This is a genomic window from Roseovarius sp. S88, from assembly GCF_037023735.1.
Lineage (GTDB): Bacteria > Pseudomonadota > Alphaproteobacteria > Rhodobacterales > Rhodobacteraceae > Roseovarius > Roseovarius phycicola.
In genome coordinates, this window is record NZ_CP146069.1 from 814,744 (window position 1) to 841,216 (window position 26,473).

28 protein-coding genes and 2 pseudogenes are annotated in these 26,473 nt (G+C 57.3%); 16 read left to right on the plus strand and 14 right to left on the minus strand.

From position 1 onward, the window contains the following. Positions 1 to 38: 38 nt before the first annotated feature. Genes RZ517_RS04125 through RZ517_RS04135 form a run of 3 tightly spaced genes read right to left on the minus strand, consistent with a single transcriptional unit; the run spans position 39 to position 3,057 of the window. The gene (locus RZ517_RS04125) at positions 39 to 407 is read right to left on the minus strand and encodes a PaaI family thioesterase (protein ID WP_338550208.1); all 369 of its coding nucleotides are present in this window, start codon (positions 405 to 407) and stop codon (positions 39 to 41) included. Continuing rightward, a complete protein-coding gene (locus tag RZ517_RS04130) occupies positions 404 to 1,423 on the minus strand; it encodes a phosphotransferase family protein (RefSeq protein WP_338550209.1) in 1,020 nt (339 codons plus the stop codon). Before RZ517_RS04130 ends, RZ517_RS04125 begins: the two co-directional genes overlap by 4 nt. After that, the gene (locus tag RZ517_RS04135) at positions 1,420 to 3,057 is read right to left on the minus strand and encodes a long-chain fatty acid--CoA ligase (RefSeq protein ID WP_338550210.1); all 1,638 of its coding nucleotides are present in this window, start codon (positions 3,055 to 3,057) and stop codon (positions 1,420 to 1,422) included. Before RZ517_RS04135 ends, RZ517_RS04130 begins: the two co-directional genes overlap by 4 nt. A 125-nt stretch (positions 3,058 to 3,182) precedes the next feature. On the opposite strand from RZ517_RS04135, the gene rpe reads away from it, so the two are divergent. From rpe to RZ517_RS04150, 3 genes are all read left to right on the plus strand, one after another. Further along, entirely contained in the window at positions 3,183 to 3,866 is a 684-nt protein-coding gene (gene rpe / locus RZ517_RS04140; RefSeq protein WP_338550211.1) for a ribulose-phosphate 3-epimerase, read from the plus strand. Then, on the plus strand, positions 3,863 to 4,519 hold the full coding sequence (gene gph / locus RZ517_RS04145) for a phosphoglycolate phosphatase (RefSeq protein WP_338550212.1): 657 nt from the start codon (positions 3,863 to 3,865) through the stop codon (positions 4,517 to 4,519). The genes rpe and gph overlap by 4 nt, the downstream gene beginning before the upstream one ends. 61 nt (positions 4,520 to 4,580) lie before the next feature. After that, complete coding sequence (locus tag RZ517_RS04150) at positions 4,581 to 5,861, plus strand: acetylornithine deacetylase/succinyl-diaminopimelate desuccinylase family protein (RefSeq protein ID WP_338550213.1); 1,281 nt, start codon at positions 4,581 to 4,583, stop codon at positions 5,859 to 5,861. Between the two features lie 44 nt (positions 5,862 to 5,905). Here RZ517_RS04150 and panC read toward each other — a convergent pair whose 3' ends face one another. Together panC and panB are read right to left on the minus strand one after the other, a co-directional pair. Continuing rightward, entirely contained in the window at positions 5,906 to 6,748 is an 843-nt protein-coding gene (gene panC / locus RZ517_RS04155) for a pantoate--beta-alanine ligase (RefSeq protein WP_338550214.1), read from the minus strand. Further along, positions 6,745 to 7,584, minus strand: coding sequence for a 3-methyl-2-oxobutanoate hydroxymethyltransferase (gene panB, locus RZ517_RS04160; RefSeq protein WP_338550215.1), 840 nt, complete (start codon positions 7,582 to 7,584; stop codon positions 6,745 to 6,747). Before panB ends, panC begins: the two co-directional genes overlap by 4 nt. A gap of 277 nt (positions 7,585 to 7,861) precedes the next feature. On the opposite strand from panB, the gene RZ517_RS04165 reads away from it, so the two are divergent. After that, positions 7,862 to 8,644, plus strand: a complete 783-nt coding sequence (locus tag RZ517_RS04165; RefSeq protein WP_338550216.1) for a hypothetical protein — start codon at positions 7,862 to 7,864, stop codon at positions 8,642 to 8,644. Here the strand turns inward: RZ517_RS04165 and RZ517_RS04170 are convergent. Further along, entirely contained in the window at positions 8,626 to 8,895 is a 270-nt protein-coding gene (locus RZ517_RS04170) for a hypothetical protein (RefSeq protein ID WP_338551217.1), read from the minus strand. The two genes, RZ517_RS04165 and RZ517_RS04170, sit on opposite strands and share 19 nt — an antisense overlap. Between RZ517_RS04170 and RZ517_RS04175 the strand changes: the two are divergent. Then, a pseudogene (locus tag RZ517_RS04175) lies at positions 8,779 to 9,159 on the plus strand (DNA glycosylase AlkZ-like family protein); the annotation flags it as partial. The gene RZ517_RS04170 and the pseudogene RZ517_RS04175 sit on opposite strands and share 117 nt — an antisense overlap. 80 nt (positions 9,160 to 9,239) lie before the next feature. After that, positions 9,240 to 9,806, plus strand: coding sequence for a DNA glycosylase AlkZ-like family protein (locus RZ517_RS04180; protein ID WP_338550218.1), 567 nt, complete (start codon positions 9,240 to 9,242; stop codon positions 9,804 to 9,806). Between the two features lies 1 nt (position 9,807). On the opposite strand, the gene RZ517_RS04185 is transcribed toward RZ517_RS04180, so the two are convergent. Beyond that, on the minus strand, positions 9,808 to 10,428 hold the full coding sequence (locus tag RZ517_RS04185; RefSeq protein ID WP_338550219.1) for a cysteine hydrolase family protein: 621 nt from the start codon (positions 10,426 to 10,428) through the stop codon (positions 9,808 to 9,810). A gap of 101 nt (positions 10,429 to 10,529) precedes the next feature. On the opposite strand from RZ517_RS04185, the gene RZ517_RS04190 reads away from it, so the two are divergent. The 7 genes from RZ517_RS04190 (at position 10,530) to RZ517_RS04220 (ending at position 16,871) form a co-directional block, all read left to right on the plus strand. Beyond that, positions 10,530 to 11,270 (plus strand): SDR family oxidoreductase, encoded by a 741-nt coding sequence (locus RZ517_RS04190; RefSeq protein WP_338551108.1) that lies wholly within the window; start codon positions 10,530 to 10,532, stop codon positions 11,268 to 11,270. Between the two features lie 119 nt (positions 11,271 to 11,389). Beyond that, a complete protein-coding gene (locus RZ517_RS04195; RefSeq protein WP_338550220.1) occupies positions 11,390 to 12,331 on the plus strand; it encodes an AraC family transcriptional regulator in 942 nt (313 codons plus the stop codon). A gap of 124 nt (positions 12,332 to 12,455) precedes the next feature. Beyond that, complete coding sequence (locus RZ517_RS04200) at positions 12,456 to 12,824, plus strand: hypothetical protein (protein WP_338550221.1); 369 nt, start codon at positions 12,456 to 12,458, stop codon at positions 12,822 to 12,824. Between the two features lie 222 nt (positions 12,825 to 13,046). Beyond that, positions 13,047 to 13,532 (plus strand): YHS domain-containing (seleno)protein, encoded by a 486-nt coding sequence (locus RZ517_RS04205; RefSeq protein ID WP_338550222.1) that lies wholly within the window; start codon positions 13,047 to 13,049, stop codon positions 13,530 to 13,532. A gap of 176 nt (positions 13,533 to 13,708) precedes the next feature. After that, on the plus strand, positions 13,709 to 14,758 hold the full coding sequence (gene gmd / locus RZ517_RS04210; protein WP_338550223.1) for a GDP-mannose 4,6-dehydratase: 1,050 nt from the start codon (positions 13,709 to 13,711) through the stop codon (positions 14,756 to 14,758). Then, entirely contained in the window at positions 14,755 to 15,687 is a 933-nt protein-coding gene (locus tag RZ517_RS04215) for a GDP-L-fucose synthase family protein (RefSeq protein ID WP_338550224.1), read from the plus strand. The genes gmd and RZ517_RS04215 overlap by 4 nt, the downstream gene beginning before the upstream one ends. After that, positions 15,684 to 16,871: a DegT/DnrJ/EryC1/StrS family aminotransferase gene (locus RZ517_RS04220; protein ID WP_338550225.1), complete on the plus strand. Its 1,188-nt coding sequence runs from the start codon at positions 15,684 to 15,686 to the stop codon at positions 16,869 to 16,871. The genes RZ517_RS04215 and RZ517_RS04220 overlap by 4 nt, the downstream gene beginning before the upstream one ends. Before the next feature lie 49 nt (positions 16,872 to 16,920). On the opposite strand, the gene RZ517_RS04225 is transcribed toward RZ517_RS04220, so the two are convergent. Both RZ517_RS04225 and RZ517_RS04230 read right to left on the minus strand, forming a co-directional pair. After that, positions 16,921 to 17,874 carry a KpsF/GutQ family sugar-phosphate isomerase gene (locus RZ517_RS04225; protein WP_338550226.1) on the minus strand — a complete coding sequence of 318 codons (954 nt, stop codon included), beginning with the start codon at positions 17,872 to 17,874 and terminating at the stop codon, positions 16,921 to 16,923. Positions 17,875 to 17,927: 53 nt separating this feature from the next. Continuing rightward, complete coding sequence (locus tag RZ517_RS04230; protein ID WP_338550227.1) at positions 17,928 to 18,842, minus strand: rhodanese-related sulfurtransferase; 915 nt, start codon at positions 18,840 to 18,842, stop codon at positions 17,928 to 17,930. A gap of 101 nt (positions 18,843 to 18,943) precedes the next feature. Here RZ517_RS04230 and pncA point away from each other — a divergent pair, with 101 nt between their 5' ends. The 3 genes from pncA to RZ517_RS04245 are packed head-to-tail and all read left to right on the plus strand — an operon-like array spanning position 18,944 to position 20,904. Next, entirely contained in the window at positions 18,944 to 19,540 is a 597-nt protein-coding gene (pncA, locus tag RZ517_RS04235; protein WP_338550228.1) for a bifunctional nicotinamidase/pyrazinamidase, read from the plus strand. A 4-nt stretch (positions 19,541 to 19,544) separates the two neighbouring features. Continuing rightward, on the plus strand, positions 19,545 to 20,132 hold the full coding sequence (locus RZ517_RS04240; protein WP_338550229.1) for a uracil-DNA glycosylase family protein: 588 nt from the start codon (positions 19,545 to 19,547) through the stop codon (positions 20,130 to 20,132). Further along, positions 20,125 to 20,904, plus strand: coding sequence for an SseB family protein (locus RZ517_RS04245; RefSeq protein WP_338550230.1), 780 nt, complete (start codon positions 20,125 to 20,127; stop codon positions 20,902 to 20,904). Before RZ517_RS04240 ends, RZ517_RS04245 begins: the two co-directional genes overlap by 8 nt. A 76-nt stretch (positions 20,905 to 20,980) precedes the next feature. On the opposite strand, the gene RZ517_RS04250 is transcribed toward RZ517_RS04245, so the two are convergent. The 5 genes and pseudogenes from RZ517_RS04250 to mreC all read right to left on the minus strand — a co-directional run bounded on the left by RZ517_RS04250 (position 20,981) and on the right by mreC (position 26,466). After that, positions 20,981 to 21,913 (minus strand): 2-hydroxyacid dehydrogenase, encoded by a 933-nt coding sequence (locus RZ517_RS04250; RefSeq protein WP_338550231.1) that lies wholly within the window; start codon positions 21,911 to 21,913, stop codon positions 20,981 to 20,983. A gap of 3 nt (positions 21,914 to 21,916) precedes the next feature. Beyond that, positions 21,917 to 23,056, minus strand: a complete 1,140-nt coding sequence (gene rodA / locus RZ517_RS04255) for a rod shape-determining protein RodA (RefSeq protein ID WP_338550232.1) — start codon at positions 23,054 to 23,056, stop codon at positions 21,917 to 21,919. A 9-nt stretch (positions 23,057 to 23,065) separates the two neighbouring features. Next, positions 23,066 to 25,014, minus strand: a pseudogene (mrdA, locus tag RZ517_RS04260) (penicillin-binding protein 2). Further along, positions 25,011 to 25,550, minus strand: a complete 540-nt coding sequence (locus tag RZ517_RS04265; RefSeq protein WP_338550233.1) for a rod shape-determining protein MreD — start codon at positions 25,548 to 25,550, stop codon at positions 25,011 to 25,013. Before RZ517_RS04265 ends, mrdA begins: the two are co-directional and overlap by 4 nt. Continuing rightward, complete coding sequence (gene mreC, locus RZ517_RS04270; RefSeq protein WP_338550234.1) at positions 25,543 to 26,466, minus strand: rod shape-determining protein MreC; 924 nt, start codon at positions 26,464 to 26,466, stop codon at positions 25,543 to 25,545. The genes RZ517_RS04265 and mreC overlap by 8 nt, the downstream gene beginning before the upstream one ends. Positions 26,467 to 26,473 lie beyond the last annotated feature (7 nt).

Consider the following 26,473-nt stretch of genomic DNA (forward strand, 5'->3'; position numbering starts at 1 on the left):
CCGGGACCGCAATTTGAACACGCCTGTGCCCTCAACAATCAGTGTGCCGGTGTCATCACGCACCGTGCCGCGTGCGAAAAACGTGGATTTTCCACCCCCGTCACATGCGCCTCGGCAATCAGGTAGTTGCCCGAGGCGCGGCTGAGGTAGTTGACCGTCATCGACAGGGTCAGCGCGTTTTGCCTGACCTCCGCATCGCCCGTGTAGCACCCGGCAAATCCCATCGCGGTGTCGAGCATCGCCGCATACACCCCGCCATGCGGCAGGCCCTGTCTGTTCATCAGATGGTCGGCCAAAGGCGCCTCGACCCGAGCAAACCCCTCTGTCCAGTCGGTCAACTCAAATCCCAATGTCTGGGACAAAGGCGATGGGGTTTCCCGCAGAGCGGGATCAATCTTGTCGCTCATGTCTGCGCCGCCTCCAGCCCGGCACGGGCAAATTTCGGCACGTAAGCCCCAAGTTGCAACCCGCGTTCGGGATCTGACGCGTTGCCATCAAGGGCGCGTTTTTTCACACCCTGCAGGATGGCGGCCATGCGAAAGAAGCAGAACGCGAGGTAGAAGTTAAAATCGGCGATGCCAGACAGGCCCCGGCGTGTGCAATAGTCCTCGATGAATTCTGCATCCGAAGGCAAACCAAGTGCGGCGCGATCCACGCCTTGCAAGCCACGGCCCTCCTTGCTGGCGGGCATGGACCACTGCATGATCACACCCGCAAGATCGGCATAGGGGTGGCCGAGCGTGGACAGTTCCCAATCCAGAACGGCGCGTATTTTGGGCGCATCAGGCGCGATCAGAAGATTGTCCAGCCGGTAGTCGCCATGCACCAAACTGCGCTGTCCGTCGTCGGCCGGCATGTTCGCCTCAAGCCATTGGATCAGCGCATCCATATCGGCAATCGCTTCGGTTTGTGTGGCGCGATATTGTTTTGTCCACCGATCGGTTTGCCGGGCGCAGTAGTGCCCTGGCGGGCCGTAATCGGCCAAGCCTACCGCGTTGATATCCACGGCGTGGATGGCGGCGAGCACGCGGTTCATGTCGTCCATGATGGTCCAGCGGTGTGCGGGGGTGAGGTCCGGCATGCTGGGTTGGTCAAACACGCGGGCCTCAATATGGTCCATGATGTAGAACTCGGACCCGATGACGGTGTCATCGGCGCAATAGGCCAACATCTTTGCCACGGGAACTTCCGCGCCCGCCAGAGCCTTTTGCACGCGAAACTCCCGGTCGACCGCATGGGCGGATTTTAACAGAACGCCGGTTGGTTTGCGGCGCAGCACGTAAGTGCGCGGGGGCGTTTTCAGCAGATAGGTGGGATTGGATTGTCCACCTGAAAACTTGGTGGCCGAGAGCGTCCCTTGAAACCCGGGAACATGGCTACGGGCCCAGCCCGCGACGGCCTTTGTGTCAAGCTCAAGGTTCATACGTCGCGCTCATCTGGCAGCACGTAGTCGGCAAACTGTGCCCGCAAGGTCAGCTTGGACACCTTGCCGGTGGCGGTCAGGGGCAGCGCCTCGACAAAAAGGATGTCATCGGGCAACTGCCAGCGGGCAAACTCAGGTGTCAAATGTGCGTGGATCTCCTCAAGGCTAACCTGCGCTGCGCCTTCAGGCACCACGACCAGCACCGGGCGTTCGTCCCATTTGGCGTGGGGGATGGCAATTACTGCACAGGCTGCAATGCCAGGATGCGACACGGCGGCGTTTTCAAGATCAATCGAGCTGATCCATTCGCCGCCCGATTTGACCAGGTCCTTGGCCCGGTCACGCACGATAAGACGCCCGTTGGCATCAAGCGTCGAGACATCGCCGGTGCCAAACCACCCATCGCTGTCCATCGCCGCTCGTGTGGCATCCTCGTTCTCGAAATACCCCGAGATGATCGTGTTGCCACGCACGAAAAGCTCGCCAGCTATCTGCCCATCATGGGGCAGGGGCGTGCCGTCTTCATCGACAATTTTGAAGTCCACACCAAAGAGCCTGCGACCTGCGCCCACCTTGGCATCTACCTGTTCGTCAAACGGCGCATCTTGCAAGCCCCTGGGTAAAATGCCGCGTGTGCCGATGGGGCTCATCTCGGTCATGCCCCAGGCTTGATTGACGTTAACGCCCATCTCTTCATAGGCGGCAATCATCGACCGTGGCGCAGCAGAGCCACCGACCACAAGATCGGCAAAGCCCATTGGCAGACGGCCTTGGGTCTGAATTTCCTGCAAAAGCCCGGCCCAGACTGTGGGGACACCCCAGGCCGAGAAAACCTGTTCGGCATCCATCAGTCGGAACAGGCTGGCTCCATCAAGCTTTGATCCGGGCATGACCATCGTCATGCCCACAAGTGGCGCGGTATAGGGCATGCCCCAGGCATTGACGTGAAAGAGCGGGACGACCGGCAGAACCGACTTGCCGTTGGACAGGCTTTGCGGATGGCCCGCGACCACCATCAGCGCGTGCAGCACCGTAGAGCGATGTGAGTATAGCGCCCCTTTGGGATTGCCAGTGGTCCCGGAAGTATAGCACAGCCCGGCGGCTGTTTCTTCGGGGAAGACAGGCCAGTCAAATGTTGGAGGTTCCACCGCGAGAAGGTCTTCGTAGCTGAGCACGTCAAGTGATGTGTCCGGCATGTGCGCCGGGTCCGTCAAAACGATGAAAACAATGTCTTGGGGTAGCTGCGCCTTGGCAGCCTCCAGAACCGGTAGAAGGCTTGGATCAACGCAGATCACTTTGTCCTCAGCGTGGGTAATGATGAAGCAAAGCTGTTCTTGCGACAGGCGCGGATTGATCGTGTGGCAGACCGCGCCGATGCCTGAGACGCCGTAATAAAGCTCAAAATGGCGATATCCGTTCCAGGCCAATGTTGCCACGCGGTCACCCATGCCAACACCAAGTCTTTGAAGAGCATGGGCCAGTTGCGACACGCGGTCCAGAACCTGCGGGTACAAGCCACGGTGCACATCGCCCTCTTCGCGCACCGACACGATGCCCTGATCCGGGAACGCCTCGGCGGCATAGGTCAGGATGTCGATGATCCGAAGCGGATGATGCTGCATCAAGCCTTGCATGATCGCGGTGCCTTTTGCGGTGGTCGGGAGCAATTCGTGGCACGAATGGGGGCTACGATCAATCCGGGTGGTTGACCTGAGCGCTCAAAGACCGCAAGAGCAGAGCAGCTAAGGGAGCCTGCCACATGCCATTTGACCGTTCGCTGAAAATCGCACCTTCAATCCTGTCTGCGGATTTTGCCAATTTCGGCGCAGAGATCCGCGCGATTGAGGATCAGGGCGCGGATTGGGTGCATGTGGATGTGATGGACGGGCATTTCGTGCCGAACCTGACTTTTGGTCCTCCTGCGGTGACGGCGTTTCGCCCGCATGTGAACACTTTCATGGATGTGCATCTGATGATTGCACCCGTGGACCCTTACATCGAAGCCTATGCCGAGGCAGGGGCGGATATGATCACCGCTCATGTTGAGGCTGGGCCGCATATTCATCGTACTTTGCAGGCGATCAAGGCTACGGGTAAAATGGCCGGTGTCAGCCTCAACCCCGGTACGCCTTTGGAGAGCATAGAGCACGTGCTCGACCTGGTGGACATGGTGCTTATCATGACGGTGAACCCAGGTTTCGGTGGGCAGAAGTTCATCCATTCAGGAGTCGAGAAAACCCGCCGTCTGCGCGAGATGATTGGCGACCGGCATATCCATATTCAAATTGACGGCGGAGTGACGCCAGAGACCGCACCCTTGGTGCATGAGGCCGGGGCCGATGTGCTGGTTGCCGGGTCGGCGGTGTTCAAAGGCGGCTCGGTGGATAAGCCAGAGGTCTACGGCGCCAATATGGCGGCCATCCGAGATGCCTGCGGGGGATGACCAAGGCGGTCATTTTTGATCTTGATGGCACGCTGATTGACAGTGCGCCGGATATCCATGCGGCGGCCAACAGGGTAATGATGCGCAGGGGTATTGCGTCGTTCTCTTTGGAAGAGGCACGCAGCTTTGTGGGGCATGGGGCTTTGGTGTTCATCGAGCGGTGTCTGGCCGCACGGGGGCGCGAAGCGGAAACCGCATTGCGCGATCAGCTGCTGAGTGATTTTCTCGCCCTCTATGAAAGCGCGGTGCACTTGACCAAGCTCTACCCTGGCGTTGCCACCTGCCTCGATACGCTCACAAAAGACGCGTGGCCCTTAGCCATCTGCACCAACAAGCCTGAAGGCCCAACGCAGGTGGTGTTGTCGCATTTGGGTATTCAACAGCAGTTTGGTGTCATCATTGGCGGTGACACCACGCTTAAACGAAAGCCAGATCCGCTGCCTCTGCTTGAAACGATTGCGCGAATGAAAGCCGCGCAGGTGGTCTTTGTGGGCGATAGCGAGGTGGATGCGGAGACGGCCCAGCGTGCTGGTGTGCCGTTTGCGCTTTATACCGAAGGCTACAGAGAAACGCCGGTGGACCGACTCCACCATGATGCTGCTTTTGACGACTTCGCAGCGCTTCCTGAGATTATAAAACGGCTTTTAACGTAAGCATTGCTTCCCCTTTGAGACACCGCGGTGTTAGGCTGATTTGACGCTGAAAGGGACGGGTATGAGCACTTCTGAGAAACTCAAGAAAGAAGTCGCGGCGCGGCGCGATGACTTGATCGCGCTGACACAAGACCTCATTCGCATTCCCACGCTGAACCCGCCCGGCACCAACTACCGCGAGATTTGCGACTATCTGGATCACCGGCTTTTGCGTGCTGGGTTCCATACCGAACTCATCCGCGCAGAAGGCGCGATTGGCGACAGCGATGCGCATCCGCGCTGGAACATCGTGGCGCGGCGCGAGGGCAAGACGCCTGGACAGTGCGTGCACTTCAACAGCCATATTGATGTGGTCGAAGTGGGCCATGGCTGGACCACTGATCCCTTTGGCGGTGAGGTGAAAGACGGCAAGATCTATGGGCGCGGGGCCTGTGATATGAAAGGCGGTCTGGCCGCCAGCATTGTTGCCGCCGAGGCCTTTATAGATGTCTGCCCGGACTACGCCGGGGCAATAGAAATCAGCGGCACAGCAGATGAGGAATCCGGTGGGTTTGGCGGCGTCGCCTATCTGGCAGAAAAGGGGTATTTTAGCCCAGAACGTGTGCAGCATGTGATCATCCCGGAGCCATTGAACAAGGATCGCATTTGCCTTGGCCATCGTGGCGTCTGGTGGGCCGAGATTGAGACCAAGGGCGAGATCGCACATGGCTCAATGCCGTTTCTTGGCGATTGTGCGGTGCGGCATATGGGGGCCGTGGTGGCGGAGATGGAAGAAAGCCTTTTCCCAGCTTTGGCACAGAAACGCACCGATATGCCGGTGGTGCCGGAAGGGGCGAAGCAATCCACGCTCAACATCAATTCGATCCATGGTGGTGAGCCGGAACAGGAAGAAGATTACACCGGCCTGCCAAGCGCCTGCGTGCCAGATCGCTGTCGCATGGTGATCGACCGCCGGTTTTTGATTGAAGAAGACATAGGCGAGGTTGAGCAGGAAGTGCGCGATGTGCTGGAACGTGTGCGCGAGGCGCGGCCTGGATTTGAGTATGACATTCACGGCATTCACAGTGTCGAACCCACAATGACCAAGCGTGATGCGCCCGTTGTGGGGGCCGTGGCCGAGGCGGTGCGCGATGTTTTTGGCCGCGAGGCGGATTATGTGGTCAGCCCGGGCACCTATGATCAGAAACATATCGACCGCATTGGCCGGTTGAAAAACTGTATTGCTTATGGCCCCGGCGTTCTTGATCTGGCGCATAAGCCCGATGAGTATGTGGGCATCGACGATATGGTGGAAAGCGCGCAGGTGATGGCGCTGGCGCTGCAGGATTTGCTGAGTGCGTAAGGTCAGGCGCTGAATTGGGTATTTTTGACAAGAAAGAAGCCAGATCAGACCGCGATATTGTCGATGAGGCGCACCCCTGCAAGATAGGCAGCAGCAAAGAGGCGCGCGGGCTGTGTCGTGTCGGTGACCAGCGTCAGATCGCTCTGGGCGCGCAGATCGATATAGTCAATCTCGGTGAAACCGGTTTTCAATAGCCGATCCTTGGCCTGATCCTGCAAAGTGGCAAAGGGGTGTCCGGCCTTGAGGCCCTCGGCGATGCCTTCAAGCTCTTCAAAAAGACGTGGGGCTAGAGTGCGGGCGCGGTCACTGAGCAGCAGGTTCCGGGAGCTCAGAGCAAGCCCGTCGATGTCGCGGATTGTCGGACAGCCATGCACAGTGATCGGCAGATCAAGGTCAGCGGCCATGCGGCGCACGACGAGGAGCTGTTGAAAATCTTTTTGGCCGAAAAAAGCATCTGTGGCGGCGGTCTGGGTGAAAAGCTTGGTCACAACTGTGGCCACCCCGTCAAAGTGACCGGGGCGGTAGGCTCCGTCCATCACATCCGTGAGACCCGCCACGGAAACTGTCGTCGCAAATCCGTCCGGATACATCTGATCACCATCCGGCACCCAGAGCGCATCCACCTTAAAACGTTCAAGCTTGCGCGCGTCATCTTCCTCGGTGCGCGGATAATTCTTGAGGTCGTCGGGATTGTTGAATTGCTTGGGGTTCACAAAGATCGTGACAATCACCCGGTCACAGGCCTTCTTTGCCGCTGCCACAAGCGACAGGTGACCGTCATGCAAAGCTCCCATCGTCGGCACGACACCTACGGTTTCACCGGCCATATGCCAGTCACGCGTGACCGCCCGAAGGCTCGGCAGGTCGCGCAAAATCGGCGCTGTCATTTGGCTTTGCCTTTGGCCGGGGCCGTGTCCGCGAAAATGTGTTCTTCGGCCGGGAAAGCACGGGTGCGGACCTCATCGGCATAGGCGGCAATGGCTTTCTCCGCATCCTCGCCCAGATGGGCATAGCGTTTGACGAATTTTGGTTTGAACCGGGTGAAGAGGCCCAACATGTCGTAATGGACCAGGATCTGTCCGTCGCATCCGGCGGAAGCCCCTATGCCGATAGTCGGGATGGGAATTTCGGCGGTCACTCTATCCGAAAGTGATGCAGGCAGTTTCTCTAAAACCACAGCAAAGGCCCCAGCCTCGGCCACGGCGCGTGCATCGGCCAGCACCTGTTCAGCGCCGTCGTCGCGGCCCTGCACTTTGTAGCCGCCAAGCGTGTTGATGGACTGTGGTGTCAGGCCGATATGCGCCATCACCGGCACACCGCGGTTCACCAGAAAGCGGATCGTTTCGGCCATGGCCACGCCGCCCTCCAGCTTGACCGCGCCGGCACCCGTTTCAGCCATCAGACGGGCAGCATTGCCAAACGCCTGAGCCGGGCTTTCTTCATAAGATCCAAATGGCATGTCCACGACCATCATCGCAGTCTTGAGACCCCGTGCCACCGCCTGACCGTGCAGGATCATCATCTCCATCGTCACGCCCAGTGTGCTTGGCAAGCCGTGCAGCACCATGCCAACACTGTCGCCAACAAGGACAAAGTCGCAATGGGCATCCATCAGTTCAGCCATAGGCGTGGTGTAGGCTGTCAAGGACACTATAGGTGTGCCGCCTTTCATCGCACGAATATCATCCGGCATAGGGGCGGATTTTCGGGCTGTGGCGCTCATGGAAACCCTCGTGACGCAATCAAATGACGCTACTGGCTTAGCAGCAATGCCCGGGTAAATCCACTGCGATGCAAGGACGCAATACGTTGATCGGGAAGGGTACTTTATTAAAGTGCCACGCGAGAGGTGTATCAGATCAGCACATGTGCTCACGCATTTGTGCCCTAGTGTTGTCTGTAAAGTCGATCTATCGGAGCTCCGGCTCCTTTCCAATCACACCAAAACCGCTACGGTGAGGCAGGCGGGCGTGTGTCCGTTCATCGAACAGGAGCTTTTCTTGCGAGTTATTTCTCTTTTGACCTGGCTTGTGTTGACCCTGGTCGCACCGGCACATGCCCAATCGCCCGAGATTACGGCGAACCGAAGTGACGTCATCCGTCTCTTGGGTGAGATACCGGACTTCGCGCTCATTCGTCGAGAATATGAGGCTCTTGGATATTCCGGTGAAAAGCTTGATCTCGCGGTCGAACAAGCGGGTCTGCTCTATCGCGACCCGGTTCTTGCAGGATATCTCGCTGATCAACTGATCGCCGCCTATCAATCACCGGAGAGCGTGAATCGCAACTCAGGCGGTTTGGTCATAGGCCTAATACGGCGTGGCTTGGGGCATCTGAATACGCGGGAGCTTCGATACTATTATCGCGTCGAGCAGATCATGTTGCAATCTCTGCCGGAACGCACATGCGGTCGTGCGGTGCGGGATCAGTTGTCTCCCGAAAAATTTTCAGAGCTCGTCACTCGTTTGGCCGCTGGATTCACAGTCGAGTCGTTGCGCGAGTATTACCGTATTCAGGCCAAGGCCGCCCGTTTTGGCGTCACGCACAAACCTGTACTTCTAAGTGTAGCCAAAAGCATCGAGATTGAAGATCGGGTCAACGGGCGTTTGGCGGAGAAGATTGAACGGTCCGAAAACTCCCGTGCGCTTCTGAATGCCATTGGCAATCTGGAGCGTGCCCGAAACAAGCAGGCGTGTCAGATCGGGCGGCTGTTCATGGAGGCGGTCATGGAGTTGAAAGGACGTGAGTTGCGGGAGACGCTGATTTACATGAGCTTGCCGTGACAGCCGCTTTGAAGGTCGACAATCGCACTGCCAGGCGAGTGTGGTTGCATGCCAATGATTTGGCCGAAAACCCAAGTGGACCAGTCGATGTCATGAGGACCATACGTCGCCTGGGGTTCCTGCAGATCGACACGATCCGAAATGTCACGCGCGCGCATCACCACATCTTGTGGTCGCGTAACCGCAATTATCGCGAAAAACTGCTTTGGCCACTGCTGCGCAAACGTCAGTTGTTCGAACACTTCACCCATGACGCGTCGCTAATACCGATAGAAGTGTTGCCCTTCTGGCAGCGTCAATTCCGCCGCCTCGGGGCCAGGGTTGCCAACAGCGATTGGTACCAATCCGGGCTGGGGCAGGATGAGGTTCGTCGTATTCGCGACCGTATCGCGCAAGAAGGGCCGCTCTCGACCCACGCCTTTGATACCAAGGCTGAAAGCCGGGAAATGTGGGCGCGCCCACCTCATAAAAAGGCGCTGGATCAGATGTGGTATGCCGGAGAACTGGCGACGTGCCACCGCGAGAATTTCGTGAAGTTCTATGACCTTGGAGAACGGGTGTTCCCACCGGACTTGTGTCATTGTCCGGGGAGGACATGTCCGGCGCTTGGCTGTGTGATCAGGCTTTGGACCGGCTCGGTATGGCAACAACGGGCGAGATACAGCGATTTTGGGATGTCATGGACGCGCGCGAGGCCAAACGATGGACCGAGCAACGCAAGCTTGTGCCATTAGAGGTGCAAGGCGCTGATGGTAGCTGGCGCGCCATGTGGGGGGCGGACGATATCGAAAACCGTTTGGTCGAGGCCGAGGCCGTGTCCTCGCATCTGCGTCTACTCAACCCTTTTGACCCCGCCATCCGCGATCGCAACCGGTTGGAGCGGTTCTTTGGCTTTGACTACCGCAACGAGATGTTCGTGCCAAAGGACAAGCGGCGTTGGGGCTACTATGTGTATCCGCTGCTGGAAGGTGAGCGTTTCATAGGGCGTTTGGAGCTGAAGGCGAACCGTGATCAAGGCTGGATGCGCGTGACCGGGTTTTGGCCTGAACCACGCGTCAAGTGGACAGCGTCACGGATCAACAAACTTGAACGGGAACTGTCGCGATTTGCGCGACTGGCCGGTATCTCGGATGTGGATTGGGAAGTGCCGCGCCCGGAGTGATCTACTCGTTGCCTTGCGCGCGCTCTAAATCCGGGGCGTCAGCCTTGGTCAGAGCAATCGCCTGATCCGCGGTAATCGCTGTGCAGAATTCGCCGTGGAGCGACGCGACTGCCATGGCGTGCACCAGATCCGGATTATAATCCGTGCCGTCTGGCCCCACGCGGTTCGTTGTGGCGCAGGCATCAGGCACTAAATAGGTGTCATACCCCATGTTGCCGGACATTCGCGTCGTGGTTTCGACGCAGAAATTGGTGAAAAACCCGACGATCACCAGACGTGTCACGCCAAGCTGGCGCATGCGCAACTCAAGGTTAGTGCCAACAAATCCTGAGTTCACGTCCTTTTGGATGACGATGTCGCTATCGCGCGGCTCAAACCCATCTATCATCTCGCCTGTTGGCAAAGAGAGTTTCAAAGGCGAAGCCGCCTCGCGCGAGTCGTGCTGCGTGAACATCACCGGCAGGCCCGCTGTGCGCCAGGTCTCCAGCAGCCGTGCCATTTCAGCCTCAGCATCTGGATTGTTGCGTCGCCCTGTTGGGCCGCCCCAATGGGTCAGAACATTGACGCCTTTTTGCACGTCAATAAGCAATAGAGCGGTTTCGGAACCAAACTTCGGAATCATCGGTCACTCCTTTTGATGGATAAGACAAGACCTTGTGGTTGTTGACTGGCGCGTCCGCGACAAAGGCTTTACCAAGAACGGCAGGACAAGGGAGGTGCATGATGCGACTGGAGGGCAAAACAGCGATAGTAACCGGCGGTGCCAGCGGATTTGGCGAAGGCATCGTGCGCAAATTTTTGGCCGAAGGTGCGCAGGTCATGATTGCCGATATCAATGCACCTGCGGCGATGGCCCTGGCGTCGGATTTGGGTGTATCGGCCTGCCCTGTGGATGTCTCTGACGGGGCCAGCATGCAGGCCTTGGCGCAGGCTGCGGAAAAGACTTTTGGCATGCCCGATATTATCGTCAACAACGCCGGTATCACGCATCTGCCGCAAGCGGCCGAGTATGTCACCGAAGAAGATTTTGACAGGGTATTCGCAGTCAATTGCAAGTCCGTTTATCTGGCCGCACGCACCTTTGTCCCCGCAATGAAAGAGCGCGGCTCTGGCGCAATACTCAACGTCGCTTCAACGGCTGGAGTCAGTCCTCGTCCCAAGCTGAACTGGTACAATGCCTCAAAGGGTTGGATGATCACCGCCACGCGCGCATTGGCTGTTGAACTCGCACCGTCGGGTATACGCGTGAACGCGCTCAATCCCGTGGCCGGGGAAACGCCGCTGCTGGCGAGTTTCATGGGGGAAGACACGCCCGAGATGCGTGAAAAGTTCCTGTCGACCATTCCTCTGGGTCGTTTTTCCACGCCGCAGGACATGGGTAACGCGGCTGCCTTTTTGTGCAGTGATGAGGCCAGCATGATTACTGGTGTCTGTATGGAGGTGGATGGCGGACGGTGTATTTGATAACTTGAGTTCATAAAGGTTTCGATCAAAAACGGTGCTTTTGGACCTGCGAGGTTCAAATTTATGTGCAGATCGTTCGTGAGACTGTACATACGCAGCAGTTAGTTTAGGTAAATTTCATGCTCGATTTGCTTAGTGATATCCTCACGAACCTGTCCATGCGCGGCACCTTGTACTTCCGCACATCCTTCACCAAACCTTGGGGTGTGGCTGTGCCAGCCTACGAAAACGTTGCGCGGTTCCATTTTGCGCATCGTGGCCAATGTCTGGTTGCGGTGGAGGGTACGGATGCGCCAGTTTCAATGGCCCAGGGCGATCTGGTCATCATCCCGCATGGTGCGGCCCATGACCTGTATTGCGGCCATATACCTGAACGAACGATTATGCCGCTTGATGCCGTGCTCGAAAAATCCGGCTATGACGGCTCCGGTGTCCTTGTCTATGGCGGGGGTGAACCCCATAGCGAGACGCAGTTGATCTGCGGACATTTTTCTTTTATGCCAAACACCCGGCACATTTTACTGGAACGCCTGCCGCCGTACATCCACATCCGAAATTACGGTGAGAGCGCTGGAAAGTGGATGGAAGCGACGCTGCGATTGATCGGTGAAGAAGCTGGCGGTACGCGCATGGGCGGTGATCTCATCGCGCTAAAAATGTCAGAAGTCATTCTCGCGCAGGCGGTGCGCAGCTTCATGGAAAGCGATGAGGCAGTGAACTGGGGTTTGGGCGCGTTTTCTGATGCCAATTTGCGCCGCGCTCTGGATGCATTTCACAAATCTCCGACCGAAGCATGGACGGTCGCGTCTCTGGCGCAGACTGCGGGCATGTCGCGCACAAGTTTTGCCGTCGCATTCCAAAAATGTATGGACATGACGCCGATGGAATATGTGACAGGCTGGCGGTTGGAAATCGCGAAAAAGCAATTGGCAGACCCGGCTAAATCACTCAGCGACGTAGCTGCGTGCGCGGGCTATGCGTCAGACTCTGCATTTTCGCGTGCGTTCAAGAAGGCAACAGGTCTTACGCCTGCAGGTTTCAAGAAAAGTAATTTTGCATAACGTTCTGAATCTTGAACGTTCTGCACATTATTTTGAATTTTTGCGCATAGATTGAAGGCTTCGTCCTGCTTATTTCGTTTCCATCGGTGCTTTGCCACCCATCTAACAAGAGGAAATGAAAACCATGCTTCCGCGTTTCATCACGAAATCCATTCACGCGTATCTCGACTATCCCGTGGCACTTGGCCTGCTGGCCATGCCATTTCTGTTTGGACTGGGTGAGATCAACATCCTGGCCTTCTGGCTGTCTGTAGTGACGGGTGGTGCCGCCCTGTTGCTGACGGTTCTGACCGATCATCATCTGGGCCTCATCCGGGTTCTGCCCTATAGCCTGCACCTTGCCGTTGATGGCGCTGTCGGCGTTGTTTTTGCCGCAGCTCCTTTTGCACTGGGCTTTGTAGGGATCGAGTTCTGGTATTACCTAGTCTTGGGACTGACCGTGTTGCTGGTTGTCGGACTGCACAAACCAGAAGACAGCTCTGCGATGGCCTGAATATCACCACGCCACCACTCACAGAAAAGGTCGCAGCTTTGCTGTGGCCTTTTTTACGTGTGTTTAGCAGGTCTTGTAAAATGCAGATCGTACAGAAAATAATACCTTAAGTACATGAAAATAATTGATATATTGCGTAGCTTCTCAAGTTTCTTAGGTGGGTGTGTACGGAAGGGAATTTCAATTTTGCCTTCCAGTCACGCACAACAAAAGGAAAACACCATGTTCAAGAAACTCGCACTGACATCCGCATTAATGGCTGGCATCGTCCTGGGGGCTCCGGCCGCCTTTGCCGCAGATGAATACAACGTCTCAAACGGTCTGACCGCCGCAAATGCGCCGCTTGGCTTGCACGGCGTGGATCCCGTAGAACTCCTTATTACGGAAAACCCGGTTGAAGGCACAGCGGCGCACGCGTCGGTCCATGACGGCGTTGCGTACTACTTCACCAACGCCGAGAACAAGAAGGCGTTTGAGTCAAATCCCGAGGCCTATCTGCCGCAAAATGGTGGATTTTGTACATTCGGCGTTTCGGTCGGCAAGAAGTTCGACGGCGACCCCGAGTATCACGCTGTGATTGACGGCAAACTCTATGTGTTCCTGAACCGCGAGATCTTTGACGCGTTCAACCAAGACCGCGCTGGCACCATCTCGAAAGCATACACAAACTGGAAAGACATCCGCAGCACCGCAGTCAGCGATCTGTGAGGCATTCCCATCCAATCGGCGGGGGCGGCGGCTACTGCCGCCCTGCGCTTTTCAAGGTCCCATGCTGCGACCACAATCCAACCTGTTGAGTTTGTCTCGAGGCTCAAACACTCTGTTCATTTCCGCTTCAAACCAGTATCCGGTGAGCAAGGCAAAAGAACATGAGGGCGCAGCCCATGAAAAAAGCACTCATCACCGGCGTCACCGGTCAGGACGGGGCATATCTTTCGGAGTATCTGCTCGCTCAGGGATACGAGGTGCATGGCATCAAGCGGCGCACGTCGCTGTTCAACACGGCCCGCATCGACCATCTCTTTGAGGGGGAGCCGGGACAAACAGGGCAGTTCCAGCTGCATCACGGCGACATGACTGACAGCTCGTCTCTGACCCGAATTCTGCAAACTGTACAACCCGATGAGGTCTACAACCTTGCCGCGCAAAGTCATGTCGCGGTGAGCTTTGAGGAACCTGAATACACCGCCAATTCCGATGCCATGGGCGCGCTGCGCCTGCTCGAGGCCATCCGGTTTCTGGGCATGGGAGAAAAGACGCGGTTCTATCAGGCCTCGACCTCCGAGCTTTACGGTTTGGTGCAGGAAACGCCACAACGCGAGACCACGCCCTTCTACCCGCGCAGCCCTTATGCGGTGGCCAAGCTCTATGCCTATTGGATCACGGTGAACTACCGCGAAGCCTATGAGATGTATGCCTGCAACGGGATCCTCTTTAACCACGAAAGCCCCATTCGCGGCGAAACGTTTGTCACGCGCAAGATCACCCGTGCCTTAGCGCGTATCAAGCTGGGCGTGCAGGACGAACTGCGTCTCGGAAATCTGAGCGCCAAACGCGACTGGGGCCATGCGCGCGACTACGTCAAGATGATGTGGCTCATGCTGCAACAGGACACGCCTGAGGATTACGTCATTGCCACGGGGCAACAGTATTCTGTGCGCGAGTTTGTAGAACGTGCGGCCAGTGTGCTGGGCATGAAAGTGACCTTTGAGGGCGAAGGCGTGAATGAGGTAGGTCGCGACGAGACGGGTAAGATCATTGTCCGGGTCGATCCGACCTATTTCCGGCCCGCCGAGGTGGAGACGCTTTTGGGCGACGCCAGCAAGGCGCGGCAGCAGCTTGGCTGGGAGCCGGAAACGCCATTTGAAGACCTGGTTGAGGAAATGGCACTGAGTGATCTGGAAGAAGCCAAAGATGGATTGCCGCGCGCATGAAGGTCTTTTTGACAGGCGGGCGCGGGATGGTGGGCCGCGCCATTCAGGCGCATGATCGCGCGTCCGAGCATCAGGTCTTGGCACCTAAAAGTGCCGATCTTGATCTGACGCACCGCGAGGCAGTGATGGCGATCCTGGCCAGTGAAAAGCCGGATATTGTCATTCATTCCGCCGGGCGTGTGGGAGGGATTCAGGCCAATATGGCCTCACCCGCGGCCTTTTTGGCGGACAATTTGGATATGGGTTTCAACGTGGTTCTGGCCGCGCGCGAGGCAGGTGTGCCGCAGGTGCTTAACCTTGGGTCTTCTTGCATGTATCCACATGACGCGCCCAATCCTCTGCACGAAGAGAGCCTTGGAAAAGGGGAGCTTGAGCCAACAAACGAGGGCTACGGCCTGGCCAAGGTAGCGGTCGCACGGCTCTGTGCATTCGTCTCTCAGGAACGTGCTGAATTAGCCTATAAAACGCTCATCCCCTGCAATCTCTATGGGCTCAACGACAAATTCGACCCCAAGGTCTCGCATCTAGTTCCGGCGATCATCCGCAAGGTGCATGAGGCAAAAGAACGGGGCGCAGACACGGTTGAAATCTGGGGGGACGGCACAGCGCGGCGTGAATTCATGTTCTCAGAGGATTTGGCAGACGGTGTCTGGGCCGCGGTAGACGGGTTTGAGTGCCTGCCAGGCATGATGAATATCGGTTTGGGCTATGACTATTCGATCAATGAGTACTACGCAGAAGCGGCAAAAGTGATCGGGTGGGAGGGGAATTTCACGCATGACCTTTCAAAGCCCACCGGTATGAAGCAGAAACTTCTCGACGTCAGCGCGCAGACACGTTTTGGCTGGACGCCAAAAACCACTCTGCAAGACGGTATCGCACAGACCTATTTGCACTTTCAGGACCTTTTGAAACGAGGCGACGCATGAGTGATACCGACGGATTCCCATTGGCCACCACAAGCTGGGACGACAAGGAATACGCCGCCATTGAGCGCGTGGTGAAATCCGGCATGTTCTCGATGGGGGCGGAAGTGGCCAAGTTCGAAGACCAGTTTGCCCGCGCCATGGGATCGGCCCATGCGTTGATGGTCAATTCCGGGTCGTCGGCCAACCTGATCATCGTGGCGGCCCTGCGGTATCATTCCAAACACGGTTTGCCGGAAGGGGCTGAAGTCATCGTGCCTGCGGTGAGCTGGTCCACGACCTACTATCCGCTGCATCAGTATGGGCTTTTGCAAAAGTTCGTGGATATCGATCCTGACACGCTCAACTATGATCTTGAGGCTCTGGCGGACGCCATCACGGACGAAACGCGCGCGATCATGGTGGTGAACCTTTTGGGCAATCCCAATGAGTTTGACCGGATCAAAGCCATCATCGGAGACCGGAACATCCTGATCCTGGAAGACAATTGCGAAAGCCTTGGGGCCACCTATCAGGGGCGGCAGGCCGGAACGTTTGGCATCGCGGGCAGCTATTCATCCTTCTTTTCGCACCATATCGCGACCATGGAGGGTGGACTTGTCGTGACAGACGACGAAGAACTCTATCACATCATGCTGTCCGTGCGCAGCCATGGCTGGACCCGGCACTTGCCGAAGGTGAACCACGTAACGGGCGAAAAATCGGACGATCCCTTTGAGGAAAGCTTCAAGTTTGTCCTGCCCGGGTACAACCTGCGCCCGCTAGAGATGAGCGGGGCGATCGGGCAGGAACAGATCGCTAAACTGCCGATGATCGTCTCTGAGCGCCGCAACAATGCCGAACAGTTCCGCGCGCTCATGCAGGGATACCCTCAGATCCGCATTCAGCGGGAAATTGGGGAGAGCAGCTGGTTTGGCTTTTCAATGGTGGTGGAACCGGATGCGGGTTTCAGCCGCGCCGACCTGATCGCGGCACTGGGAAAGTACAATGTCGATTGCCGTCCCATCGTGGCGGGCGATTTCGCCAAGAACGATGTTGTAACCAAGCACATGGCTCATGTGATCCATGGTGAGCTGCGTCATGCCAATGATATTGACCAGAACGGGCTCTTTGTCGGCAATCACCACTATCCGCTTGAAGGCAGATGGGAATTGCTGCGCGCGGCTTTGGATGAGGTTGCAGGGTAGTCGCCGCAAAAGCCTTCTGAAGGCTTTTGCCTTAACTTTTCAGAAAAGTTTAGGCCACACCCGCGCGCAGCGCGTCGTGGATATGGACCAGACCGCAAAGCGCGCCGGTATCCTCAACGACTAGAAGCACCGTCCGCTTGTTTGTGTTCATCACACCTAGCGCCTCGACCAAGAGTGTATCAGGGCTTGTCGTCATGGGATTCTGCGTTGCCACTTCGCCTGCAGAACGCGTCATCAACTGGTCCATGTTGCGGCGCAGGTCCCCGTCGGTGATCACGCCATGCAGGCGGTTGTCAGCGACGACTGCAGCCACACCAAACCCTTTCGCTGTCATCTCCAAAAGCGTATCGCCCATAGTGGTGTCTGGGGTCACAACTGGCAGTTCCTCTCCGGTGTGCATCACGGCGGATACCTTCAAGAGCTGGGCGCCCAGCGTGCCTCCGGGATGAAATGCCAGGAAATTCTCTTTTTCAAACCCACGTAGCTCCATCATGGCCACCGCAATTGCATCGCCCAGAGCCATCGTGCAGGTGGTTGATGTGGTGGGCGCGCCGATGCCGCAAGCTTCGGGGGCGTCGGGTAATGTCAGCACGTGATCTGCTTGACGTCCCAACGTGCTTCTTGGTTTTTTGGTGATCGCAACCACTGGAACAGAAAACCGAGCGCAATGGGCGATGATGTCAGCCAGTTCCCTGGTCTCGCCAGAGTTCGAAATCAGGATCATCGCGTCCTGTGCTGTCACCATCCCCAGATCGCCATGGCTGGCCTCTCCGGGATGCACGTATTGTGCGGGCGTGCCCGTGCTCGCCAATGTGGCGGCAATCTTGGCAGCGACATGCCCGGATTTGCCCATACCAGACACGATGACCCGGCCCTTCGTGGCCAGCAGAAGCTCTATTACATCATCAAACGCATCGGGCAGGGCCTCGCGCATCTGGCTGAGCGCATTCGTCTCAGTTTCCAGAACTGTGCGGGCGATGTCGGAAGGGCGCCGGTCGCTCATGGTCTGTCTTTCTGGTTCATCGCCTTAGCCATACCTGCTGGTTGTCGGGTCGCCTAGTCCTCATGCACAATCTTGATATGCCGCTCCCCGCGCGCCTCGGCGAGGGCCATCTGCTTTTGCCGCTCCCGAAATCGGTCCTTGTCCGTCTCGGTCGTCTCATAGGCACACTGATGACAGGACACACCCTCCTCGTATTCGGGGCGATTTGTATCCTCTGGTAAGATTGGCCGACGACAGGCGTGGCAAAGCAGGTGCGGACCTTCTCGCAAGCCGTGATCAACTGACACACGTCCATCAAACACAAAACAACTGCCTTGCCACGTGCTGTCCTCCTCGGGGACCTCTTCAAGATATTTCAGAATACCGCCCTTAAGGTGGTAGACGTCCTCAACCCCTTGGCCGAGCAGGTAATTGGTCGACTTTTCGCACCGAATACCCCCTGTACAGAACATCGCGATGCGTTTGTTGTGGAACCGGTCCTTGTTGGCCTCCCACCAGGCGGGGAAGTCGCGAAAAGACTCAGTCTCGGGATCAATCGCACCTTCAAACGTACCAATCGCAACCTCATAGTCATTACGCGTATCGATAACGGCGACATCCGGGCTTTGGATGAGCTCATTCCATTCTTGCGGATTCACGTAATGCCCGACACGCGCCTTTGGATCGACATCAGGTTGGCCCATCGTCACGATCTCGTTTTTCAGTCGCACCTTGAGACGGCGAAAGGGTTGGCTGGCGCTTGTGCTTTCCTTCCACTCCAGATCGGCACAGCCGGGTAGGGCACGGATATGAGCCAGCACGGTGTTAATCCCGGCACGCGATCCGGCGATGGTGCCGTTGATGCCTTCGCGTGCCAGCAAGAGCGAGCCGGAGATTTTCTGCGCCTCGCACAGCTCAAGCAACGGCCCCTGAATCGCTTCAGGGTCATCAAACCGCGTGAAATGATAGAGTGCTGCAATCGTGTACATAAACGCGTGATCTAAGGCCTTGTCATCTTTAGAGCAAGGGGCCAGCCATTGACGCGAGACCTTTGCGTGCCTACCCCTTTTAGGCAATGAGGAGGTGCTTTATGACCCATGCCCTGATCGTAATTGACGTACAAAATGATTTTTGCCCGGGCGGCGCGCTGGCCGTGGTAGGTGGGGATGAGATCGTGGCCGGGATCAATGATCTGATGCTGGACGCAGGTGCCGTGATCCTGACGCAGGATTTGCATCCTGCAGGCCATTCCTCTTTTGCCTCCAGCCATGCTGGCAAGGCCCCTTTGGAGATGATCAACATGCCCTACGGGCCGCAGGTCCTCTGGCCGGATCATTGCGTGCAGGGCTCTGAAGGAGCTGACTTTCATCCCGACCTGAACACCACGCACGCCGATATGATCGTACGCAAGGGCTACAACCCGGCCATCGACAGCTATTCCGCCTTCTTTGAAAATGACCACGAGACACCGACGGGCCTGCATGGCTATTTGCAAACGCGTGGCATTGATCAATTGACCATGGTGGGGTTGGCCACGGATTTTTGCGTGAATTTCTCTGCCGTCGATGCCGCCAAGCTGGGATATGCCGTGACCGTGCGGCAGGATCTATGCCGTGCCATTGATCTCAACGGGTCGCTGGCCGCCTCGGTTGAGGGGATGGCCGCCGCTGGCGTCACACTGGCCTGAGGTTTTGGCTCTTACACAAGACATTCAGGCCTGCCGCATTTGCGCAGATCGCTTTGCCGCAACGCACACGGGCCACACGCCGCGACCCGTGGCCTGGTTCGAACCTTCGGCACGGCTCTTGATTGCAGGGCAGGCCCCAGGCATGCGTGTACATCAGTCCGGCAAGCCCTTTGATGATCCGTCTGGCGATAGGCTGCGCGATTGGCTCGGGCTTTCGCCGGACGAATTCTATGACCAAAGCCGCGTGGCTATTGTGCCCATGGCGTTTTGCTTTCCGGGATACGATGCCAAAGGCTCCGACCTGCCGCCGCCCAAAATATGTGGCAAGACCTGGCATGAAAAGGTGATGGTGACGCTGAACAAGGTCCGGCTCTCGGTCATTGTCGGGGGGTATTCGCAAAAGTACCACATGGGCGTAAAAACTCCGGTGACCGATACGGTGGCCGACTGGCGCAGTCACGCCCCGGATCTTTTTCCTTTGCCGCATCCGTCCTGGCGCAATACCGGCTGGCTGAAGAAACACCCGTGGTTCGAGGTTGAATTGTTGCCTGTGCTACGGGAACGGGTGCAAGAGGTGATGCGAGATGGATGAAACGCACTTGGACCGCGCGCATGCTGCTATGGAGGCTGGTGGTGAAAGTGAACGCCTGCGGTTTTATGAAACGCTTGTGGCGGCGGAGCTGTTTTTGCTTCTGGACGGTGAGGCGGAGGGGGATCAGGTGGCCCCGCAGGCCTTTGAGGTTGACGGCCAGGCATTCGTATTGGCCTTTGACACCGAAGAGCGCCTGGCTGGGTTCGCAGGACGAGAAGCGCATTATGTGGCGCTTTCCGGTCGGGCCGCGGTCGAGATGCTTGCTGAGGCCAAATTGGGCCTTGGGCTGAACCTCGAAGCTGGGCCATCCGAGATGTTGTTGCCGCCAGAAGCGATGGTCTGGTTGGTTGAGACGCTTGGAGATGCGCCAAAGGAGGTGGAGGCAAAACCGCAGGAAATCTATGCCCCGGTTGGTTTGCCGGAATCCCTTGTCACAGCGCTTGACGCGCGACTGGCCGCGGCAGAAGGGTTGGCAGAGGCGGCCTATCTCGTTGGGGTAAGTTATGAGTCCGGTGCCAAGGGGCATCTTCTCGGGTTTGTGGATGCGCATCCCGGTGCTGATGGGGCTCTGGCGCGGGCCGTTTCGGAAGTGCTGCAGTTTTCCGGAATGGAAGCGGCTATGCTGGATGTCGGGTTTTTTCAAGCGTATGATCAGATTTGTGCGCGTATGGCTTTGGTCGGTTTGAGATTTGACTTGCCCAAAGCAGAACTGAAAGCAACGCCCGGTGCCGCGCCGGGAATGAACCCGGACCTGCCGCCGAAATTGCGGTGAGACTTGCGTTTAAGGTGCCGGAATTTTCAAAATTCCGGATGCCTCCGGCGGGGATACTTCTGGCCATAAGAAGGGTTTAGTACCCCAGTTTGCGATCCACCAGATTGATGAAATCCTCGCCTGCTTCGCCACGGCGCACGTTTTCCGCGATTACGCGAGATGCTGACAGCGGACGGGTTTCGGACGCGATATGCGGGGTAACTGTGACGTTGGGATGGGACCAATAGGGGTGCTCAGGCGGCAGAGGTTCGACGCGAAAAACATCCAGCGTGGCGTGTCCGACTTGACCTGTGTTCACTGCGGACAGAAGGGCCTCATCATCAATCAACGGCCCGCGCCCAGGGTTGATCACAACGGCCCCCGGCGCCAAGAGGGCCAGGGTGTCTGCGTTTAGCGTGTTCTCGGTTTGCGGTGTGGACGGCAGCAAGAGCACAACAATTTCAGCTCCGCTCAGCGCTTCGGCCAGCCTGTCATTGCCCGAAAGGCATGTGACACCGGGCACCTCTTTGGCACTGCGCGACCATCCTGTTACTGTGAACCCTAGGAAGGCCAATGCCTCCGCACAAGCCTGCCCCAATGCGCCAAGGCCGAGGATCGTCACGGACCGGTCAGTCGCCAGAGGAGGCACATGATCGCGCCACAGTCCGTCCTGACCCAGAATATGAATGTCCATGCCAAGGTGATGGCGCAGCACATGGCCGGTCACCCATTCCACCATGCCGCGCGTCAAACCCTCATCCACCATGCGGGCGAAAGGCTGTATCAGGGTTTGGTTGCCGACGACGTCCTCCACTCCGGCCCAAAGACCAAGAACGGCTTTGGTGCGTGTGAAAGGGATGAAGTCCTGCAAATCGCTGTTGGGGGCATAAACGATATAGTCCACATCCTCAGGCGGTATTTCCGTGCGCAGGTTCACATCCAAACCAAGCTCGCCAAATGCCTGTTTCAGGGTTGGTTCATAGGTCGCCCAGCGCTCGGCCTTGGCGGCGAAAAGAACGTTGATGCTCATGGATTACCTCGGGCGATGCACATGTGCGCTTTGCACAAGACCAAAGCCGAGCATCAGAATGAGCATTGCCGACCCGCCATAACTGACCAGTGGCAGGGGAACACCCACTACAGGGGCCAAACCCATCACCATGGACATGTTGACGGCAAAGAAGAGGAAGAATGTTGCGGCGACCCCAAGAGTCAGGAGGGACGAAAACCGATCTTTGTTTGTCAGTGCGGAGAAAATACAGAAGATGATGATAAGCGCGTAAAGCACGAGAAGCGAGAAGGCCCCGACAAACCCAAACTCTTCGGCCAAGGTGGTGAAAATAAAATCGGTGTGCTTCTCGGGCAAGAAGTTCAGACGTGATTGTGTGCCCTGCATGAATCCACGCCCGGTCCACCCGCCCGACCCAAGCGCAATTTTGGATTGGGTGATATGGTAACCTGCCCCAAGAGGATCCGAGGCGGGATCCAGAAACGTATCGATGCGACGGAACTGATAGTCCGCCAAAAGCTGCCAATCTGTGCCACGGCTTTGGAAGACTGCAGTGACCAGCCCGACACCTCCGGCAATGACAGCTGCAAAATAAGCCCAGTGCACACCGGCTATAAACATGATCAACCCGCCCCCGGTGATGAGCAGGATCGAGGTGCCAAGATCGGGCTGTTTCAGAACCAGAGCCACTGGGATCAGGATCAGGATGACCGGCAGAATGACCCAGAAGGGCCGGGATGTTTTTTGCAGCGGGAGCCAGTCGTAATAGGCCGCAAGCAGCATCACGAGTGTTATTTTCATAAGCTCCGAAGGCTGCAGGCGCATAAACCCAAGATCAATCCATCGCTGTGCGCCTTTACCTTCGACTCCCACCAGTTCCACCGCGACGAGCAAAAGAACAGAGACGATATAAGCCAGCACAGACATGTTGCGCCAGAACCAGATCGGCACCATCGCTACAAAGAGCATGACCACCAGTCCAAGCACATAGCGTTTCATCTGTGGCTCAGCCCAGGGCGAGAAGGAACCGCCCGAAACCGAGTAGAGCATCAGAAAACCTACGCTGGCCACCGCGGACAGCAGAATAATCAGCGGCCAGTTCAGGTAGAGCACCTTGCGAAGGCCTGTGGGCGTGTGCTTGACGGTATATTCAAGATAACTCATCGCGCCGCGCTATGCTCTGTCGCTGTTGGCATTGTCGAAATTGGGTCGCGCCCGACGCAAACGCTCTTGCTGTTCGCGGATGCGATCCCTGTCTGCGGTGGGGTAGGCTTCAAGCGGTGGGTCGCCCCCATAAAGTGCTTGTAGAGTGATATCTCGTGCGATCGGTGCCGCAGCCTTGGAGCCACCACCGCCATGCTCAACAATGACTGCCACGGCAATGCGCGGGTTTTCGACCGGCGCGTAGTTGACGAACAGCGCGTGATCGCGCCGCTCCCATGGCAGGTCTTCATTGCGGAACACGCCGCGCGCGCGTTCTGCAGCGGTGATGTTGCGCACCTGGCTTGTGCCGGTTTTGCCAGCCATGCGAAAGGCGTCTTCTATGATCCGGCTGCGATAGCCTGTGCCTCGCTTGTTGTTGGACACTGCATTCATCGCGTTGCGAACCTCGCGAAGCATGTTCTCATTTATGCCTAGGGGTTCACCACGGTTCACGGGTTGCTCAACACCATCAATCGACTTCACAAGACGTGGCGATACGGAGCGTCCAGTTGCCAGGCGAGCGGTCATCACCGCCAGTTGCAAAGGGGACGCCAAAACAAAGCCCTGACCGATGGAGGCGTTCACACTGTCTCCTACGCGCCAATCATCATTGCGCGTTGTTTCCTTCCAGAGCTTGGTCGGGATTAGACCTTCTGAAACAGAGGTCAGTGGCAATTGGTGCTCAACGCCCAAACCCAGCTTGCGGGCCATCTCAGCAATTTTATCGATGCCGGTGCGCACGGCCATTTCGTAGTAATACACATCACAACTTTCACGCAGGCTGCGATGCAGGTCCACATTACCGTGTCCAGCTCGTTTCCAGCAATGAAAGCGCCGGTTCGATACCCTGAGATGCCCCGGGCAGTAGACCGTTTCATTGGGGTCTGCCACGCCCGCCTCCAATGCTGCCAACGCCGTCACCATTTTGAACGTGGAGCCCGGAGGATATACGCCCTGCATCGCTTTGTTTGGCAGGGGGCGGTATTTGTCCTCCAGAAGGGCCCTGTAATTGGCCACAGAGATGCCACGCACAAAGAGGTTGGGATCAAAGCTTGGTGCCGACGTGCACGCCAGCAAATCCCCGGTTTCGCAGTCCATCACGACCGCCGCGGCGCTCTCGCCTTCCAGTCGCGCGGCGGCGTAGCTTTGCAAGGCGTTGTCCAGAGTGACTTGGACATCCGCACCCGCCTCGCCTTCTACACGGTCAATCTCGCGCATAACGCGGCCCGCAGCGTTGACTTCGACCCGTTTGCTACCGGCTTTGCCACGCAACGTGTCTTCTTTTTGGGACTCCAGACCAATCTTGCCAATCTGAAAACGTGGGATCAGCAAAAGAGCATCCGGGGCGTCAATCTCTTCCAGATCGCGGTCACTGACCGGACCCACATAGCCAATGAGATGCGCGTAGTCGGGCCCCAAGGGATAATGCCGCGACAAGCCCACTTCGGGTGTCACACCGGGCAGGGCCGGAGTGTTCACCGCCACACGGCTGATGTCTTCCCAACTGACACGGTCTGCAAGGGTTACAGGCGTGTCGCCGCGCAGTTTGCGAAGGTCTTCGCGCGCGGCTTCAACCTCTGCGGGATCAAGTGTCACCAATTGGCTTAGCCGTTCGATCACCTGGTCAATATCGGCATCGCCCACTTGTTCTCGGATCATGTTGATGCGGTAGGACGGGACGTTTTCAGCCACCACCCGCCCTTCACGATCAAAAATGCGTCCGCGCGAGGGGGGATGAGATGGATATTGATGCGGTTTTCATCCGCCAAAAGGCGGAACTGATCGGCCTGCTCGACCTGCAGATATCGCATCCTGAGACCCAGTAGGCCCATAAACGCCGCCATCGATCCACCGACCACAAGGCTGCGCCGTGTGACAAGGCGATGGCTTTCGGCGGTGTCTCGTGTTGGACGTCTCATGTCCGGCCTCCAAGGGCGTCAATGTCTCCTGGTGCCAATTTACGCACTCCGAACACGCTTTGCGAGACCACAACAACCAATGGATACGCAATCAGCGTCGCGACAAGCTGCATCAGGCTCAGTCCGAGAGGTGCTTGATCTACAACCAGAACTGCAAGAATAGCGCGGTAGACCAGCGTGATTGTCACCAGCGTTGTCGTCACAGAGGCCCATTCCATCGCAAAGGTGAGATCGCGCAGGTCTATGTGACGTGCGCGCAATGTTTCGCATCCGATTAAAACAAGCGCGGCCCAGAGCCCAGGTGGGCGATGAAACATCAGATCACACAGCAAGAATACTAAGGCAATCAAAACAGGTGGCACAAACTCCGGACGCCGCAGCACCCAGGCAATCGTCAGCGCCAGCAAGATGTCCGGTCCCGCCCAGCCAAGCGGCAGGGTTTGCAGCGGCAGAAGGTGAAAGAAGATCAACAGAAAGACAAGCGTGACATAGATCACGCGCATCGCCCACATATGCACAGCCGCATTCTCAACCATCGGCGGCCTCGGAGCTTTCAAACGGGCTGGGCGGCCCTTGCAGCGGAAGGTCGGGTTCGGCGGGTCCGATCAGGGAGCCAGGGTCCGTTAGCTTTTCGTTGCCCCGGTTTCTCAGAACTCTGAGAAATTCAAGCCGCTCGTAATCGGCAGAGAGTCTCACGCGCAGTCGCCCGCCAGGGTCTTGCGCCACCTGACCGATCAAAAGCCCAGCGGGGAAGACGCCGCCGTCTCCAGAGGTGAGCACTCTGTCACCGGGGCGGACTTGATCCGGCAGTTCCAGGAAATCAATGAGCGGCACAGCGGTATTGTCTCCAATGATAAGTGCCTGTTGGCCCGAAGGCTGGATCGTTGCGGGAATACGGCTGGAGGTATCGGTCAGAAGGATCACGCGCGCGGTGTTGTCGCCCACGCCGGAAATGCGCCCGACAAGCCCCAACCCATCCATTGTGGCCCAGCCATCAATGATACCGTCTCGCGCACCGACATTGATCAGCACTGATTGCCGGAACGGCGAGCCGCTATCAGCCAGAACCACACCCGTCACAAAGGTCAGGCGAGGGTCCAACTGCACGTTGTTCAAATCCAAAAGCCGCGCGTTTTCCTGTTCCAGTTGAAGAGCAGCTTCCTTCCACGCCTTCATCTGTTGCAATTCGCGCCGAAGTTCCTGGTTCTGTTGATAAATTCTCTGGTAGCTTTGAAAGTCACGGAGGATGTTCACGGCTCCGGTAACGGGCGCCGTGGCCCAATCAAAACTGGGCACAACGCGGTCAATGACCTGTGCGCGAAACCGTTCCACCCTTGGGCTGTCAATGCGCCACACCAGAAAGAAACCGACCAGGCACAACAACAGAAAGCCAATCAGCAGCCGCTTGATTGGGCCAGAATAGTCTCCGTTCTGTGCTCTGTCTCGGGCCAAATATACC

Excerpts from the sequence above, each read along its gene's own strand:
- RZ517_RS04195 (WP_338550220.1), top strand. The coding sequence starts at position 11,390 with ATGCTCGATTTGCTTAGTGATATCCTCACGAACCTGTCCATGCGCGGC.
- RZ517_RS04150 (WP_338550213.1), top strand. The coding sequence starts at position 4,581 with ATGAGCACTTCTGAGAAACTCAAGAAAGAAGTCGCGGCGCGGCGCGAT.
- RZ517_RS04185 (WP_338550219.1), bottom strand. The coding sequence starts at position 10,428 with ATGATTCCGAAGTTTGGTTCCGAAACCGCTCTATTGCTTATTGACGTG.
- RZ517_RS04200 (WP_338550221.1), top strand. The coding sequence starts at position 12,456 with ATGCTTCCGCGTTTCATCACGAAATCCATTCACGCGTATCTCGACTAT.
- RZ517_RS04220 (WP_338550225.1), top strand. The coding sequence starts at position 15,684 with ATGAGTGATACCGACGGATTCCCATTGGCCACCACAAGCTGGGACGAC.
- panB (WP_338550215.1), bottom strand. The coding sequence starts at position 7,584 with ATGAGCGCCACAGCCCGAAAATCCGCCCCTATGCCGGATGATATTCGT.
- RZ517_RS04250 (WP_338550231.1), bottom strand. The coding sequence starts at position 21,913 with ATGAGCATCAACGTTCTTTTCGCCGCCAAGGCCGAGCGCTGGGCGACC.
- rodA (WP_338550232.1), bottom strand. The coding sequence starts at position 23,056 with ATGAGTTATCTTGAATATACCGTCAAGCACACGCCCACAGGCCTTCGC.
- rpe (WP_338550211.1), top strand. The coding sequence starts at position 3,183 with ATGCCATTTGACCGTTCGCTGAAAATCGCACCTTCAATCCTGTCTGCG.
- RZ517_RS04215 (WP_338550224.1), top strand. The coding sequence starts at position 14,755 with ATGAAGGTCTTTTTGACAGGCGGGCGCGGGATGGTGGGCCGCGCCATT.
- RZ517_RS04190 (WP_338551108.1), top strand. The coding sequence starts at position 10,530 with ATGCGACTGGAGGGCAAAACAGCGATAGTAACCGGCGGTGCCAGCGGA.
- RZ517_RS04180 (WP_338550218.1), top strand. The coding sequence starts at position 9,240 with ATGTCCGGCGCTTGGCTGTGTGATCAGGCTTTGGACCGGCTCGGTATG.
- gph (WP_338550212.1), top strand. The coding sequence starts at position 3,863 with ATGACCAAGGCGGTCATTTTTGATCTTGATGGCACGCTGATTGACAGT.
- RZ517_RS04135 (WP_338550210.1), bottom strand. The coding sequence starts at position 3,057 with ATGCAAGGCTTGATGCAGCATCATCCGCTTCGGATCATCGACATCCTG.
- RZ517_RS04265 (WP_338550233.1), bottom strand. The coding sequence starts at position 25,550 with ATGGTTGAGAATGCGGCTGTGCATATGTGGGCGATGCGCGTGATCTAT.
- RZ517_RS04130 (WP_338550209.1), bottom strand. The coding sequence starts at position 1,423 with ATGAACCTTGAGCTTGACACAAAGGCCGTCGCGGGCTGGGCCCGTAGC.
- pncA (WP_338550228.1), top strand. The coding sequence starts at position 18,944 with ATGACCCATGCCCTGATCGTAATTGACGTACAAAATGATTTTTGCCCG.
- RZ517_RS04245 (WP_338550230.1), top strand. The coding sequence starts at position 20,125 with ATGGATGAAACGCACTTGGACCGCGCGCATGCTGCTATGGAGGCTGGT.
- RZ517_RS04170 (WP_338551217.1), bottom strand. The coding sequence starts at position 8,895 with ATGGGTGAAGTGTTCGAACAACTGACGTTTGCGCAGCAGTGGCCAAAG.
- RZ517_RS04230 (WP_338550227.1), bottom strand. The coding sequence starts at position 18,842 with ATGTACACGATTGCAGCACTCTATCATTTCACGCGGTTTGATGACCCT.
- RZ517_RS04225 (WP_338550226.1), bottom strand. The coding sequence starts at position 17,874 with ATGAGCGACCGGCGCCCTTCCGACATCGCCCGCACAGTTCTGGAAACT.
- gmd (WP_338550223.1), top strand. The coding sequence starts at position 13,709 with ATGAAAAAAGCACTCATCACCGGCGTCACCGGTCAGGACGGGGCATAT.
- panC (WP_338550214.1), bottom strand. The coding sequence starts at position 6,748 with ATGACAGCGCCGATTTTGCGCGACCTGCCGAGCCTTCGGGCGGTCACG.
- RZ517_RS04205 (WP_338550222.1), top strand. The coding sequence starts at position 13,047 with ATGTTCAAGAAACTCGCACTGACATCCGCATTAATGGCTGGCATCGTC.
- RZ517_RS04125 (WP_338550208.1), bottom strand. The coding sequence starts at position 407 with ATGAGCGACAAGATTGATCCCGCTCTGCGGGAAACCCCATCGCCTTTG.